The 15802-nt window shown below is 34.9% G+C and carries 14 protein-coding genes; 13 read left to right on the top strand and 1 reads right to left on the bottom strand.

Annotation, left to right across the window (positions count from 1 at the left end):
• Position 1 precedes the first annotated feature (1 nt).
• From murE to yfbR, 13 genes are all read left to right on the top strand, one after another.
• Positions 2–1549, top strand: coding sequence for a UDP-N-acetylmuramoyl-L-alanyl-D-glutamate--2,6-diaminopimelate ligase (gene murE / locus RAM17_RS11370; protein WP_110447187.1), 1548 nt, complete (start codon positions 2–4; stop codon positions 1547–1549).
• Entirely contained in the window at positions 1546–2910 is a 1365-nt protein-coding gene (gene murF / locus RAM17_RS11365) for a UDP-N-acetylmuramoyl-tripeptide--D-alanyl-D-alanine ligase (protein WP_110447188.1), read from the top strand. Before murE ends, murF begins: the two co-directional genes overlap by 4 nt.
• Positions 2911–2914: 4 nt before the next feature.
• Positions 2915–3997 (top strand): phospho-N-acetylmuramoyl-pentapeptide-transferase, encoded by a 1083-nt coding sequence (gene mraY, locus RAM17_RS11360; RefSeq protein ID WP_065578128.1) that lies wholly within the window; start codon positions 2915–2917, stop codon positions 3995–3997.
• Positions 3998–4021: 24 nt separating this feature from the next.
• On the top strand, positions 4022–5356 hold the full coding sequence (gene murD / locus RAM17_RS11355; protein ID WP_110447189.1) for a UDP-N-acetylmuramoyl-L-alanine--D-glutamate ligase: 1335 nt from the start codon (positions 4022–4024) through the stop codon (positions 5354–5356).
• Positions 5353–6504, top strand: a complete 1152-nt coding sequence (gene ftsW / locus RAM17_RS11350; protein WP_198200847.1) for a cell division protein FtsW — start codon at positions 5353–5355, stop codon at positions 6502–6504. Before murD ends, ftsW begins: the two co-directional genes overlap by 4 nt.
• On the top strand, positions 6504–7556 hold the full coding sequence (murG, locus tag RAM17_RS11345; RefSeq protein ID WP_110447190.1) for an undecaprenyldiphospho-muramoylpentapeptide beta-N-acetylglucosaminyltransferase: 1053 nt from the start codon (positions 6504–6506) through the stop codon (positions 7554–7556). The genes ftsW and murG overlap by 1 nt, the downstream gene beginning before the upstream one ends.
• Positions 7557–7698: 142 nt before the next feature.
• Positions 7699–9147 (top strand): UDP-N-acetylmuramate--L-alanine ligase, encoded by a 1449-nt coding sequence (murC, locus tag RAM17_RS11340; protein WP_110447191.1) that lies wholly within the window; start codon positions 7699–7701, stop codon positions 9145–9147.
• Positions 9148–9149: 2 nt separating this feature from the next.
• A complete protein-coding gene (locus tag RAM17_RS11335) occupies positions 9150–10058 on the top strand; it encodes a D-alanine--D-alanine ligase (RefSeq protein ID WP_306240176.1) in 909 nt (302 codons plus the stop codon).
• Between the two features lie 14 nt (positions 10059–10072).
• Positions 10073–10906, top strand: a complete 834-nt coding sequence (locus RAM17_RS11330; RefSeq protein ID WP_110447193.1) for an FtsQ-type POTRA domain-containing protein — start codon at positions 10073–10075, stop codon at positions 10904–10906.
• A gap of 21 nt (positions 10907–10927) precedes the next feature.
• Complete coding sequence (ftsA, locus tag RAM17_RS11325) at positions 10928–12181, top strand: cell division protein FtsA (protein ID WP_110447194.1); 1254 nt, start codon at positions 10928–10930, stop codon at positions 12179–12181.
• Positions 12182–12261: 80 nt separating this feature from the next.
• Positions 12262–13410 (top strand): cell division protein FtsZ, encoded by a 1149-nt coding sequence (gene ftsZ, locus RAM17_RS11320; protein WP_110447195.1) that lies wholly within the window; start codon positions 12262–12264, stop codon positions 13408–13410.
• 65 nt (positions 13411–13475) lie between these two features.
• The gene (gene lpxC / locus RAM17_RS11315; protein WP_110448021.1) at positions 13476–14390 is read left to right on the top strand and encodes a UDP-3-O-acyl-N-acetylglucosamine deacetylase; all 915 of its coding nucleotides are present in this window, start codon (positions 13476–13478) and stop codon (positions 14388–14390) included.
• A gap of 80 nt (positions 14391–14470) precedes the next feature.
• The gene (gene yfbR, locus RAM17_RS11310) at positions 14471–15064 is read left to right on the top strand and encodes a 5'-deoxynucleotidase (protein ID WP_110447196.1); all 594 of its coding nucleotides are present in this window, start codon (positions 14471–14473) and stop codon (positions 15062–15064) included.
• A gap of 64 nt (positions 15065–15128) precedes the next feature.
• Here the strand turns inward: yfbR and RAM17_RS11305 are convergent, their stop codons facing one another.
• Complete coding sequence (locus tag RAM17_RS11305; RefSeq protein WP_110447197.1) at positions 15129–15800, bottom strand: response regulator; 672 nt, start codon at positions 15798–15800, stop codon at positions 15129–15131.
• Between the last annotated feature and the right edge of the window lie 2 nt (positions 15801–15802).

The following is a 15802-nucleotide window of genomic DNA, read 5'->3' as shown; positions in this document are numbered from 1 at the left end:
AATGGTAACAAACACATTTAAAACGTTATATAAATTATTAGGTGGGAGTGATCTGGAAATAGATGATTTCTCACTTAATCATTTGGTTATTGATAGTCGAAAAGTAAATAAAGATGATGTTTTTATTGCTATTAAAGGGTATACCGTTAATGGTCGGGATTTTATTCCGCAAGCTATCTCATCTGGTGCTGCTGTAGTTCTAATTGAAACAAATAGAAAATCAAATGATTTGAAAATTGATTATCTTAAACAAAAAAATAAGAAAGTTATTCCACAAATTAGTATATTTCAGCTTTCTCAGAAATTATCAAAAATTGCAAACGATTTTTATTTTTCACCATCTAAAAATTTATCGGTTATTGGTGTAACTGGAACTAATGGTAAAACAACGGTAACTCAGCTTATCGCACAATGTGTAACTTTATTAAATCAAAAAGCTGCGTTATTGGGTACGATAGGTAATGGTATTTATAATCAACTTGAACCTTCAGTAAATACGACTTTATCTGCTATTGAAGTTCAATCAGCTTTAGCGGAATTTGTTACGCAACAAGTTCAAGTTGTCGCCATGGAAATTTCGTCCCATGGTTTAGCGATGAATCGAGTAAAAGCACTAAATTGTGCGGCAACAGTGTTTACTAATTTAAGCCGTGATCATCTTGATTATCATAAAACCATGAATAAATATGCTAAAGCAAAATGGTCATTATTCAGCGGTAATGAACACGAAAAGCAAGTTGCTAGTTCAGGTAAATCAATTATTAATTATGATGATGAATACGGACGGCGTTGGATAGATAAATTATCAAGTGTTACGGTTGTGTCATGTCAGCCTAAATCATTGCGCCGTTTAAAAACATTAGATAAAACCTATGTTGGTGTATCAATGATTGAATATCATGATAAAGGGGCCAAAATTCATATGGAATCGAGTTGGGGTAATGCTATTATTCACAGCCGATTATTAGGCGAATTTAATGTATCAAATGTACTGTTAGCAATCGCAACCTTGTTGACTCTTGATTATCCATTTTTTGCTGTTGTTAATATGGCATCATATCTTAAGCCGATCTGTGGTCGTATGGAAGTGATACATATAAAAAATAGTCCAACAGTCATTATTGATTATGCACATACCCCAGATGCATTACAAAAAGCATTACAAGCAAGTCGTATTCATTGTAAAGGCCAATTATGGGTGATTTTTGGTTGTGGTGGCGATAGAGATACCGGTAAAAGACCTTTAATGGCCGAAGTCGCGGAACAATTTGCTGATAAAATTGTATTAACAAATGATAATCCACGTACTGAAGATGAGACTAAAATTATTCATGATATAGAGCAAGGTTTAAGCAATATTAAAAATATACAAGTTATTACTGATAGAGTTACAGCTATTCGAGAAACGCTTGCTCAGGCTAAACCTGATGATGTTATCTTAATCGCCGGAAAAGGACATGAAGATTACCAAATTATTGGTAAAACCAAGCATCATTATTCAGATCAAGAAACTGTAAAACAGATTTTAGGAGTAGAGAATCTATCATGATTCCTTTAGTTATTAAACAAATTGCAACAATCGTCAATGGTACATCTTATCATCTTCCAGATGAAGAATTGGCTATTAATGAAATTTGTACTGATTCACGAAAAATTACTGATCAATCACTATTTATTGCATTGGTAGGTGAAAAATTTGATGGTCATTTATTTGCTAAACAAGCTATTGACGATGGTGCTATTGCGGTAATTGTAAATCGTAAAATCGATGATGATATTCCTCAAATAGTGGTCAATGATACTTATATAGCATTAGGTCAACTAGCTGAATTTGTAAGAGATCAAAGTTCAGCAAAATTTGTTGCGTTAACTGGTTCATCGGGCAAAACCTCCGTCAAAGAAATGACTGCCAATATTTTACAACAATGTGGTGAGACTCTTTATACTCAAGGTAATTTTAATAATGATATAGGAGTGCCACTAACTTTACTACGATTAAAGAAGCAAGATCAATTTGCGGTTGTTGAGTTAGGTGCTAATCATATAGGTGAAATTGCTTATACTACACGCTTAGTTAAACCAAACAGTGCACTAATTAATAATATAGCTTTGGCGCATATTGAGGGATTTGGTTCTCTTGATGGTGTAGCAACAGCTAAAGGTGAAATTTTTGAAGGATTAGCTGATAACGGAATTGCAATTATTAATTTGGAAAGTTGTTCTGATAACTGGTTAGCTATGCTCAAAAATAAAACTGTCTGGACCTTTTCGATACATAATTTTTCTGCTGATTTTTATGCTAGTAATATTGAAATTATGGATCAGACTACTTTCACATTACACACCCCAATTGGTGATAGTGAAATTACCTTACCATTAGTTGGTGAGCATAATATATCAAATGCAATAGCTTCATCTGCTTTAGCAATATCTGTAGGAGCAACCTTAACACAGGTAAAAAAAGGTTTAGCTGAGTCAAAATCGGTAAAAGGGCGATTGTATCCTGTTAGGTTAAATCAAACGCAGTTAATTTGGGATGATTCTTATAATGCTAACGTAGGTTCAATGTCTGCAGCTATTCATGTTTTAGCAACACAGCCTGGGTATAAAGTATTAGTCGTTGGTGATATGGCTGAATTGGGTAATGATGCAAACATTTATCATCAACAAATCGGCGAGTTAGCTAAACAACAAAATATTGATTGTGTTGTTAGTGTCGGCCAGCTAAGTGAATTAATCAGTCAATTTAGTGGTGTTGGCCATCATTTTATTGATAAACAAAGTGCTGTAGATTATTTATTAAACTTACTACGTCTACATCCAACTTTAACTATGTTAGTCAAAGGATCACGTAGTGCAAAAATGGAAGATCTTATCGTGGAAATTCAAACAAAAATAGGTCGGGATTAAAATTATGTTGGTGTGGATATCAGAATATTTAGTTAAATATTTTACTTTCTTTAATGTTATTTCTTATCTTACGGTAAGGGCTATTTTAGCGCTATTAACTTCATTGACCATTTCGCTAATTATGGGGCAAAAAGTCATTGATTGGTTACAAAAATTGCAGATTGGTCAAGTTATCCGTAATGATGGTCCGGAATCTCATTTAAGTAAAAAAGGAACACCAACAATGGGGGGAACGCTTATATTGGCCTCCATTTCAATTTCCGTATTTTTATGGGCTGATCTGCGAAATCCTTATGTTTGGGTAACATTATTTGTATTACTTGGTTATGGTATTGTTGGTTTTGCAGATGATTATTTAAAAGTTATACGCAAAAATACTGCGGGGCTAATTGCTCGATGGAAATATTTTTGGCAGTCAGTTATTGCATTAATTGTTGCTTTTGGTCTTTATGCTTATGGAAAAGATAGTTCTGTTACAGTTCTAGTTGTTCCATTCTTTAAAGATGTGATGCCACAATTAGGATTGTGGTTTATTTTACTAACTTATGTCGTCATAGTTGGCGCTGGTAATGCAGTAAATTTGACCGATGGTCTCGATGGATTGGCAATTATGCCAACAGTTTTTGTTGCTGCTGGTTTTGCACTTGTTTCTTGGGCAACTGGTAATGTTAATTTTGCTGCCTATTTACATATTCCATATATTAAATTTAGTGGCGAATTAATGATTGTTTGTACTGCAATTATTGGTGCTGGTCTTGGTTTTTTATGGTTTAACACTTATCCGGCAATGGTCTTTATGGGCGATGTCGGTTCATTAGCTTTAGGTGGTGTGTTTGGTATCATTTCTGTTTTGCTTAGACAAGAGTTCTTATTGTTAGTTATGGGGGGAATTTTTGTTATTGAAACCTTATCTGTAATTTTACAAGTAGGATCCTTTAAATTAAGAGGTAAACGAATTTTTCGAATGGCACCAATTCATCATCACTATGAATTAAAAGGTTGGCCTGAACCAAGAGTTATTGTTCGGTTTTGGATTATTTCACTGATGTTAGTGGTAATTGGGTTATTAACTTTGAAATTACGCTAAAGAATATTAGAGCAGGATTAAATCATGGTTGATTATCAAGGTAAAAAAATTGTTATTATCGGATTAGGTATTACAGGATTATCCTGCGTTGACTATTTTCTTGCTCAAAATGTTATACCGAAAGTAATTGATACTCGTACCTCTCCTTCTGGATTAGAACAATTAGATGAGCGTGTTAGGTATCATTTAGGTAATTTAAATACTGATTGGTTGTTTGAGGCTGACTTGATTATTGCCAGTCCTGGTATTGCTTTATCTACACCTGAATTACAAAAAGCCGCAAAACTCGGAATTGAGATTATTGGCGATGTTGAACTTTTTTGCCGTGAAGTCAATCAACAAAAAAATAAAAAAGTTATTGCTATTACTGGGGCAAATGGTAAAACGACTGTCACAACTTTGGTTGGTGATATTGTAAAAGCCGCGGATATAAAAGTTGGTGTGGGTGGCAATATTGGTGAACCCGCTTTATCATTATTGCAACAAAACTGTGATGTTTATGTTCTTGAACTATCAAGTTTTCAATTAGAAACAACATCAAGTTTACAAGCTTCAGTGGCAACGATTTTGAATATTTCTGAAGACCATATGGATCGTTATCCACTAGGATTGATGCAATATACTGAAGCGAAACAACGAATTTATCATAATGCAAAATGTTGTGTTATTAACTATGATGATAAATTGACTAAACCGTCTGGTAAACAACACCATTGTGTCTCATTTGGATTAAATAGTGGAGACTATCATTTAGATGAGAAGTATGAACATTTAATTGCAAAAAATCAGCCTGTTTTATCAACTAAATCAATGAAACTAATCGGCTGTCATAATTATCTGAATGCATTAGCAGCCTTAGCTATTGCTGATAATTTACAAATCCCACGTGATTCAAGCTTACAAACAATTTCTAATTTTCAAGGTTTACCACATCGTTTTGAATTAGTCTTTGATTGCAATAATGTCAAATGGATTAATGATTCTAAAGCCACTAATGTAGGTAGTACCGAAGCGGCATTGAAAAGTGTTATATGTAATGGAAAACTATTTTTATTGTTAGGTGGCGATGGTAAATCAGCAGACTTTACCCCTTTGATTCCTTATTTAAAAAGTAGGAATATCGAAATTTTCTGTTTTGGCCGAGATCGAGATTTGCTAGCAAATTTAGCTCCTGAAATCACAACTGTTACGCGAACTATGTCCGAAGCCATGCAGTGTATAGCTAAAAAAATAGTCGCAAATGATGTTGTATTACTCTCACCTGCTTGTGCAAGTTTAGACCAATTTAAAAATTATATTGAGCGTGGAAATCTATTTGCACAACTTGCCAAACAGTACGGTTCAAGGAGTGATGAATGACATTATTTTGGATAAAAAAACAAGTGAATCCAAATATTCCATTTGATAACCAATTACTTTGGACTGTAATTGGTTTAATGGTATTTGGTTTAATTATGGTGACATCTTCATCAATGGCGTTTAATGAGAGTGATCCATTCTTCTATACGCAACGAGAGTTGATTCAAATTGGAATGTCGCTCTTTTTAATGTGTATAACGTTATATATTCCGATGCAACGTTGGCAACAATTTGGATCAGTTTTATTAATTCTTTCAATTGTTATGTTGATAGTTGTTTTAGGGATTGGCTCTTCAATTAACGGTGCGTCTCGTTGGATCCCATTAGGTGTTTTTAATTTTCAGCCAGCTGAACTTTCTAAATTATCGTTATTTTTATTTTTAGCTGGTTATTTAGCCCGTAAGTCAGAAGAAGTCCAAAGCGGCTTTTGGGGCTTTTTTAAACCTATGGTTGTTATGGCGGTTTTGTCAATTTTGTTACTCAAACAACCTGATTTAGGTACTGTAATTGTATTATTCATGGTAACAATAGGCATCTTGTTTATTGCTGGCGCTCAATTATGGCAATTTATTGCGATTTTACTAACTGGAGTTGGTGCTGTAGTTTGCCTTATTTTATATGAGTCTTATCGTTTAACACGTTTAATGACTTTTCTTGATCCGTGGCAAGATGCAACTGGTGCTGGTTATCAGCTAGTTGCATCGTTAATGGCAATTGGTAATGGTGGTATTACTGGACAAGGCATTGGTAATTCTATTTTTAAATTACGTTATTTACCTGAATGTCATACCGATTTTATTTTCTCAATTATTTCAGAAGAGTATGGATATATTGGTGTTGCTGCATTATTGTTATTACTCTTCTTTTTAACTTTTAAAGCATTAGCAATTGGTTATCGAGCTTTGAATGAAGGTTCCCAATTTTCAGGCTATTTGGCTTGTGAAATTGGTATTTGGTTTGGATTTCAATCTTTTGTTAATGTCGGTGTCACCTCCGGTATGTTACCGACAAAAGGTTTAACCTTGCCGTTTATTAGTTATGGAGGCTCAAGCCTTATTGTGATGAGTATTGCGGTTGCAATATTACTGAGAATAGATTTTGAGTTTAGACAACAACAAACTCAAGCAAGAATAAGGTCGATAAAATAATGAAAAAATTATTAGTCATGGCTGGTGGAACCGGTGGTCATGTATTTCCAGGTATTGCCGTTGCTCATTATTTAATGAAGCAAGGTTGGCAAGTGAGATGGCTAGGCACTGCTGATCGTATGGAAGCACATTTAGTGCCAGAAAATGGTATTGATATTGATTTTATTCAAATATCAGGCTTGCGAGGAAAAGGTAAAATGGCCTTATTAAAGGCGCCTTACAAAATATTAAAAGCGGTTTTGCAAGCAAGAAAGATCTTAAAAAATTATCGTCCTGATGTCGTTTTAGGTATGGGAGGATATGTTTCCGGACCGGGAGGAATTGCGGCTAAATCTCTAGGTATTCCAGTTGTATTACATGAACAAAATGGTATAGCAGGTTTAACTAACAAATCCTTAGCTAAAATTGCGACCAGAGTTTTACAAGCTTTTCCAACAGCATTTCCTAATGCAGAAGTTGTTGGAAATCCTGTTCGTAGTGATTTATTAACAATTGAAGAACCACGCGAAAGATTTAAAGATCGACAAGGCCCAATTAGAGTCTTGATTATGGGCGGAAGTCAAGGAGCTAAGGTCATTAATGATGTTGTACCTCAAGTAATTACAAGATTATCTGATAAGTATGTTGTTTGGCATCAAACAGGAAAAGGTATGTTAGATGAAGTACTTAAATCATATCAGCATGGTGATATGACAAATAATCGTGTGACAGAATTTATAACAGATGTAAAAGAAGCTTATGATTGGGCTGATATCGTAATTTGCCGTAGTGGAGCATTAACTGTAAGTGAGATTGAAGTTGTTGGTATTGGAGCTATTTTTGTACCATTTATGCATAAAGATCGCCAACAATTTTGGAATGCGAAATCTTTAGCAGATATTGGTGCGGCAAAGATAATTGAACAACCAGATTTCAATGTTGATTCTCTATTTTCGTTACTTGAACATTTGAGTCGCGAAGATTTAGTTGAAATGGCTATTAAAGCAAAAAGTTTATCAATTATAAATTCGACGGAAAGAGTAGCCGAAACGCTTATTTCGGTGGTAAAATAGTGAATTTTATATATAATTTTAAGTAATTGTCTTGTTGATGTGTTTAATATTTAATCTTAATTTATTTGATAAATGATTGTCCAATAAATTTTTAAATACCAAATACTAAACAAGAAGTAACTAACTAGTTAGGGGTTTAAGTGTGAATACTAAGGAATTAGCTGAATTAAGAGCAATCATTCCAGAAATGAAACGAGTCAAACATATCCATTTTGTTGGTATTGGTGGCGCGGGCATGGGCGGTATTGCTGAAGTTCTTGCTAATGAAGGATATCAAATTAGCGGTTCAGATATTGCTGAAAATCCTGTAACTCAGCATTTAGAAACATTAGGCGCTAAAATTGTCATTGGTCATGCTGCTGAAAACGTCCTGAGTGCTAGTGTTGTGGTTATCTCTTCGGCGATTTCTCAGGATAATATAGAAGTTATTGCAGCTAGAGAGGCTCGGATACCAGTGATTCAAAGAGCTGAAATGTTAGCTGAGTTAATGCGTTTTCGATATGGTATTGCTATCGCTGGTACCCATGGTAAAACAACCACTACAGCAATGGTTACTTCTATATATGCAGAAGCTAAACTTGATCCAACTTTTGTTAATGGTGGATTAGTAAAAGCGGCAGGAACACATGCTAGACTAGGTAGTAGCCGTTATTTTATTGCTGAAGCGGATGAAAGTGATGCTTCATTTCTACATTTACAGCCTATGGTCTCTATAGTTACTAATGTCGAACCTGACCATATGGATACCTATCAAGGAAGTGTAGAAAATCTTAAGCAAACCTTTATCTCTTTTTTACGCAATCTTCCTTTTTATGGTTTAGCCGTAATGTGTTATGACGATCCGATTAATCGCGAGTTATTACCAGTGGTTGGTCGTAAAATTATCACCTATGGATTTAGCGAAGAAGCCGATGTAGTAATTAAAAATTATCGCCAAGAAAGAGGTGTTAGCTATTATACCGTTTGCCGTCCAGATAGAGATGATTTACACATTGAATTGAATGCTCCAGGCAAACATAATGCTTTAAATTCTGCGGCAGCGATTATTGCGGCAACAGAGGATGGAATTGATGATGATTCAATTGTACGTGCGCTGGCTAAATTTGCCGGTACTAGTCGACGTTTTGATCTATTAGGTATTTTTCCTTACGGAAATGATAAAGATATAATGATGGTTGATGATTATGGACATCACCCTAGCGAAGTTAATGCTACAATTCAAGCGGCTAGAAATGGCTGGCCAGATCGGCGTTTAGTTATGTTGTTTCAACCGCACAGATATACACGAACTAGGGATCTATTTGATGATTTTGCCCAAGTACTTTCTCAAGTTGATGCATTAGTGATGTTAGATGTTTATTCTGCCGGAGAACAACCTATTGCTGGTGCTGATAGTCGTTCACTTTGTCGTTCAATTCGTAATCGAGGGAAAGTGGATCCAATTTATGTTTCAGATTTAGATCTTGTACCGGAAATTATGAAAGAAATATTACAAGGTGGAGATTTGTTATTAACACAAGGCGCAGGTAGTGTTGGTCGGATTGCCCGTCAATTAGCTGGCAGCCAATTATTTTCAAAAGGGGTTTTATAATAATGGTTGATAAAGTTGCTGTATTGTATGGAGGAACCTCTGCTGAACGTGAAGTATCACTAAAATCAGGACAAGCTGTTCTAGCAGGATTAAAAGCAAATGGTATTGATGCTCATCTTGTTGATACAAAAGAGTATTGTATAACTAATTTAAAACAAGATGGTTTTTCAAAAGCATTTGTTATTTTGCATGGACGAGGTGGTGAAGATGGTATTACCCAAGCTATTTTAACTTATCAAAATATTCCTTATACCGGAAGTGATGTTTTATCCTCAGCATTAACTATGGATAAGTTAAAAACCAAACTAGTGTGGAAATCACTTGGTTTACCTGTTGCTGATTATGTAATGGTTGATAAATCACAATCAATTGATGTTGATAATATAATTAAACAACTTGGCTTACCATTGTTTGTTAAACCTAGCCATGAAGGTTCAAGTGTCGGTATGTCAAGAGTTAATCAAGCAGATGAATTAAAAGCAGCTGTTGATATTGCCTTTAAATATGATAATACTGTAATGATCGAATCATTTTTAGCTGGTCCAGAGTTTACTGTAGCTATTGTTGGTGATGATGTTTTACCTGCAATTTACATTAAACCCGCTACCAATTTTTATGATTATGATGCAAAGTATTTGTCAGATAAAACCCAATATTTTTGTCCAAGTGGATTAAGTGATGCTAAAGAACAAGAAATTCGTAAATTGGCATTAGACGCTTATAAAGCCGTAGGATGTAGAGGTTGGGGACGAGTCGATATTATGTTTGATGAAAATGAAAAGCCATATTTGCTTGAGGTAAATACTGCTCCAGGCATGACAAATCATAGCTTGGTTCCAATGGCGGCAAAAGAATATGGCTGGTCATTCAGTGATTTGGTTAACCGTATTTTACAATTAGCAACCATTTAATTGGCTTTATTTTTATGAAAAAAGTCCGACAAGCAGCGCATAAACATCAAAACCAGAGTAGAAGAAAGTTGCTTGTTTTTCGCAATACAGAACAAATGCTAGGCTTTTTGTTCTTACTTGTAATAGTTGTTATTTGTGGATGGGCTGTCAATTGTATTAAAGATTGGATGGAAGATCCTGATCAGATGGTATTATCACAATTGACCTTAAGTGGTGATTATACTTATACGACAGAAGATGATCTTAGACAAGCAATTCTGGGATTAGGTTTACCAAATACTTATATTGGCCAAGATGTTGATGATATTCAGCAAGAAATTATGCGATATCCTTGGGTAAAACAAGCAAGTGTTCGTAAACAGTGGCCCGACAGGTTGATTGTATACATTGAAGAATATAAACCTGCGTTTTACTGGAATGATTTATATTTACTTGATAAAAATGGTAGTACTTTTAGTGTGCCATTGGATCGTTTGAAAGATTTATCATTGCCGAGACTTTATAGTCCTGAAGGTAAAGCCAAGTCAATGTTAGAAACTTATTTTAGATTAGAGGATATCTCTAAAAAATGGGCTAATAATAAATCTACTTTGACAATTCAGGCGGCAATATCGGATGAACGTAATGCATGGCAATTAATGGTAAAGCAATGTAAAGTTGATTTATGTTCTGAAAATGAGGAAATAAAATTGATATTAGGTAGTGAAAAAATAGAACAACGTTATCAACAATTTATCAAATTATTTCCAGAAATTCAGTCAAGAATACCCGATGGTGAAAAAATAACGGCTGCTGATTTACGTTATGAAAATGGTATTTCAGTGCAACGAGAAAAAATCTCTCAATAAGGAATAAACAAAGGCTGAAGTATGAAAGCAACAGAGAAAAAATTGGTTGTTGGACTTGAAGTTGGCACCTCGAAAGTTCTTGCCCTCGTTGGTGAAGTTCTTCCTGATGGTATTGTCAACATTATTGGTGTTGGACATTGTCCATCAAAAGGCGTTGATAAAGGTGGTGTGAACGATCTTGAATCAGTGGTTAAATCAATCCAACGAGCCGTTGATCAAGCTGAATTAATGGCTGATTGCCAAATATCTTCTGTTTATTTAAGTCTGTCAGGTAAACATATCCGTTGTCAGAATGAAATTGGAATGGTGCCGATTGCAGATGAAGAAGTGACAGCAGAAGATGTTGAAAATGTTGTTCATACCGCTAAATCTGTGCGTATTTTAGATGAACACAGAATTTTACATGTTATTGCCCAAGAGTACTCTATTGATTTACAAGAAGGTATTAAAAACCCAATTGGATTATCTGGTGTAAGAATGAAAGCGAAAGTTCATTTGGTCACCTGCCATAATGATATGGCAAGAAATATAGTTAAAGCAGTAGAACGTTGTGGATTAAAAGTTGATCAGCTTATTTTCTCTGGTTTAGCATCGAGTTATGCCGTATTAACTGATGATGAAAAAGAGTTAGGTGTTTGCGTCATAGATATAGGTGGCGGAACAATGGATGTCTCAGTTTATACTGGTGGAGCATTACGTCATTCTGTAGTTATTCCTTATGCTGGTAATGTTGTTACCAGTGATATTGCTTACGCATTTGGTGCACCACCAATGGATGCAGAAAATATTAAAATTCGTTATGGATGTGCTGTTGGTTCACTAGTAGGTAAAGATGAAGTTATTGATGTTCCAAGTGTGGGTGGACGTCCGTCTCGTTCATTACAGCGACAAACATTAGCTGATGTCATTGAGCCTCGTTATTCAGAGCTTTTATCACTAGTCCAAAAAGAGCTATTAGTATTACAAGACGAGCTTAAAAGACAGAATGTTAAATATCAATTGGCAGCAGGAATTGTGTTAACAGGCGGTGCTGCTCAAATTAAAGGTATGGTTGAATGTGCTGAAAAAGTTTTTCAAAATCAAGTGCGTATTGGCCAACCTTTAAATATTTCAGGATTAACTGATTATGTACAAAAACCATATTGTTCAACAACTGTAGGGTTATTGCATTATGGTAAACAAAGTTTATTACATGATGATGCTAAAGACAGCAATAAATCATCATTAAAAGGGATAGCTAAACGTTTGACCGGTTGGTTCAAAAAAGAATTTTAGCTAATATATTTAATAACTTCGTAGACATTGTAGCTGGTTATCTGTACAATGTTCTTAGATCGTAAATTTGGAGATAAGTTATGTTTGAGCCTATGGTTGCGGATGATGAGCCAGCAGCTGTCATTAAAGTTATTGGTGTCGGTGGCGGCGGCGGTAATGCTGTTGAGCATATGATTGCTGAACATATTGAAGGCGTTGAGTTTTTTGCAGCAAATACTGATGCACAAGCATTAAAAAGAATAAAAGTTGGTCAAACTATCCAAATCGGAAATAATGTTACCAAAGGACTTGGTGCTGGCGCTAATCCAGAAGTTGGCAGAAACTCAGCAGAAGAGGATCGTGATGTTATTCGTAGTGCGATTGAAGGTGCCGATATGGTCTTCATTGCAGCCGGTATGGGTGGCGGAACGGGTACTGGTGCTGCACCAGTTGTTGCTGAAATTGCTAAAGAATTAGGTATTTTAACTGTTGCTGTAGTTACAAAACCTTTTGGATTTGAAGGTAAAAAACGCATGGCTTTTGCTGAGCAAGGTATTGCTGAGTTAGCTAAACATGTTGATTCTCTTATTACAATTCCAAATGATAAATTATTAAAAGTTTTAGGTCGTGGCGTTAAATTATTAGATGCATTTGCAGCAGCAAATGGCGTATTAAAAGGCGCAGTGCAAGGTATCGCCGAACTAATTACTAAACCTGGTCACATCAACGTTGACTTTGCTGACGTTAGAACTGTCATGTCAGAGATGGGCTATGCGATGATGGGTTCTGGTCGTGCAACTGGTGATAATCGAGCTGAAGAAGCAGCTGAAATGGCTATTTCAAGTCCTTTACTTGAAGATATTGATTTATCAGGTGCTCGTGGTGTATTAGTTAATGTTACCGCAGGCCTTGACCTTGGTCTTGAAGAGTTCGAAACAGTAGGTAGCACCGTAAGAGCATTTGCTTCTGATAATGCTACTGTTGTTGTGGGTACAACTTTTGACCCAGATATGTCAGATGAGATTAGAGTGACTGTGGTTGCTACAGGTATTGGAATGGATAAACGTCCAGAAGTTAAAATAACTAAACCAGCTGCTCATCACGGCTCATTGTTTGGTCAAACTAGTCATTTGCCTTTACAACAAGAAGAAGCATCAATATCTAAGGTTGTAAACGAACCTGATGTATCTCCTATTGAGGAGCGTAAAATTTTAGATATTCCTGCATTTATTCGTAAGCAGGCTAATTAGTATTGAACTTATTTGATTTATTATTGTCTAATGCAATAGTAACAAATAAAAAAAGTAGGTGCGAAGTGAAACAAAGAACATTAAAAAAGACAATTCAAGCAACTGGTGTCGGTTTACATACTGGTAAAAAAGTTACTTTGACATTACGTCCTGCACCGGAAAATACAGGTGTTATTTATCGTCGTACAGATTTAAATCCGTATGTTGATTTCCCTGTGGATGCAAAATCAGTGCGAGATACAATGCTTTGTACCTGTTTGGTTAATGAAGATAATGTTCGTATTTCAACTGTCGAACATATTAATTCAGCATTAGCTGGACTTGGTATCGATAATATTATTATTGAAGTAAATGCTCCGGAAATTCCAATTATGGATGGTAGTGCAAGTCCGTTTATCTATTTATTACTAGATGCTGGAATTGCTGAACAAAATGCATTGAAAAAGTTCTTACGAGTAAAAGAAACTGTTCGTGTTGAAAATGGTGATAAATGGGCCGAAGTGCGACCATATAGTGGTTTCCGTTTAGATTTTACTATTGATTTTCGTCATCCGGCTATTGATAGTAGTTCGCAACGTTACCAACTGGACTTTTCTTCTGAATCTTTTATTCGCCAAATTAGTCGTGCAAGAACTTTTGGCTTTATGCGAGATATCGAAGCTTTACAATCTAAAGGCTTATGTTTAGGTGGTAGTTTAGATTGTGCGATTGTTGTTGACGATTATAAAGTTCTTAATGATGACGGTCTCCGTTTCGAAGACGAATTTGTACGTCATAAAATGCTAGATACCATTGGTGACTTATATATGAGTGGCCACAATATGATTGGTGAAGTTGTTTGCTATAAATCAGGTCATGCATTGAATAACCAACTATTGCAAGCTTTATTGGCGAAACAAGATGCATGGGAATATGTCACATTTACTGAAGAGCAAAGTGTTCCTGTTGCTTTAGGTACTAAACAACTTGTTCTAGCATAAGTCTTTAAACGAGAATAATCGCTTTATTAACGCTTCCGAATTGGAGGCGTTTTTTATTTTTATAATTATGAGATATTAACATGAATAATAGCCATTTCTTTGCTCATTTATCACGTTTGAAATTAATTAATCGCTGGCCTTTAATGCGTAATGTGAGAACAGAAAATGTATCTGAGCATAGCCTACAAGTTGCTTTTGTTGCACATGCATTAGCAATCATTAAGAATAAAAGATTTAATGGCAATGTTAATCCTGAGCGAATCGCATTATTAGCGATGTACCATGATGCATCAGAAGTATTGACGGGTGACTTACCGACACCAACTAAATATTATAATCCGCAAATCACATCTGAATATAAAAAAATTGAAAAAATAGCTCAAAATAAACTCATTAATATGTTGCCTAAAGAGTTGCAAGATGATTTTAGATCATTAATTGATGATGATTATTATAATGAGTCTGAAAAGAATATCGTAAAACAAGCAGATGCTTTGTGTGCATACCTTAAAACCATCGAAGAACTTAGCGCTGGCAATAATGAATTCAAGTTAGCTGAGCAACGTCTGAAAAAAACATTATCTGAACGCAATAGTCCTGAAATGGATTACTTTTTAGATATATTTGTACCAAGTTTTAGTTTATCTTTAGATGAAATCACTATGGATAAATAGCTTTATCTATTTTTTAATAACTAATTTATTACATAGTAAGACAAAAAATTAAAGTGTATCTTATCTATTTTTGATAAACATAACGCTTTACTGGACGACCAATTGGTAAGTAAGTCAAATGACTTTCTATCTCTCCCAGTTCTTCTAAGTAATCAAGATATTTCTTAACTGATATTCTAGATAGTGAAATTAATTCAACAATATCACTCATTGAAAAATCTTGTTGATAATTAGCGATCACCTCTCGTACTGATTGTAATGTTTGTGAATCGATACCTTTAGGTAACCTAGTTGAAGAATTAACGTGTTTGGTAAAAATCCGATCATCTAATTGATCTTGATTTAGTATTTCTGATGATGATAACAATCGAACTCGTTCTTGATAGGAGATTAAGGCTGTGCGAAATCTTTGAAAAGTAAAAGGTTTAACTATGTAATCAATGACTCCTAAACGTAATGCTGTCTGAATGTCGTTGGTATTACATGCTGCTGTTACCATTATGATATCTATTTTGGGATAACTAATGCGAATGTATTTTAATAATTCAAGACCATTTAATTTTGGCATAAATACATCAAGCAGTAACAGGTCAATGTGGTTATCATGAATAAAATGTAGTGCTTGTTCTCCATTACTAACAACAGATGCCAAATTGAAACCAGGTAACATTTGTAAATATTTTTTATTTAATTGAGCCACCATTGGATCATCTTCAACGATTAAAACTTCTACCATTT

This window comes from Gilliamella apis (assembly GCF_030758615.1).
Classification (GTDB): Bacteria; Pseudomonadota; Gammaproteobacteria; order Enterobacterales; family Orbaceae; genus Gilliamella; species Gilliamella apis_A.
Note: the sequence above shows the minus strand (reverse complement) of the source record. Positions and strands in the feature narration are given on the sequence as shown.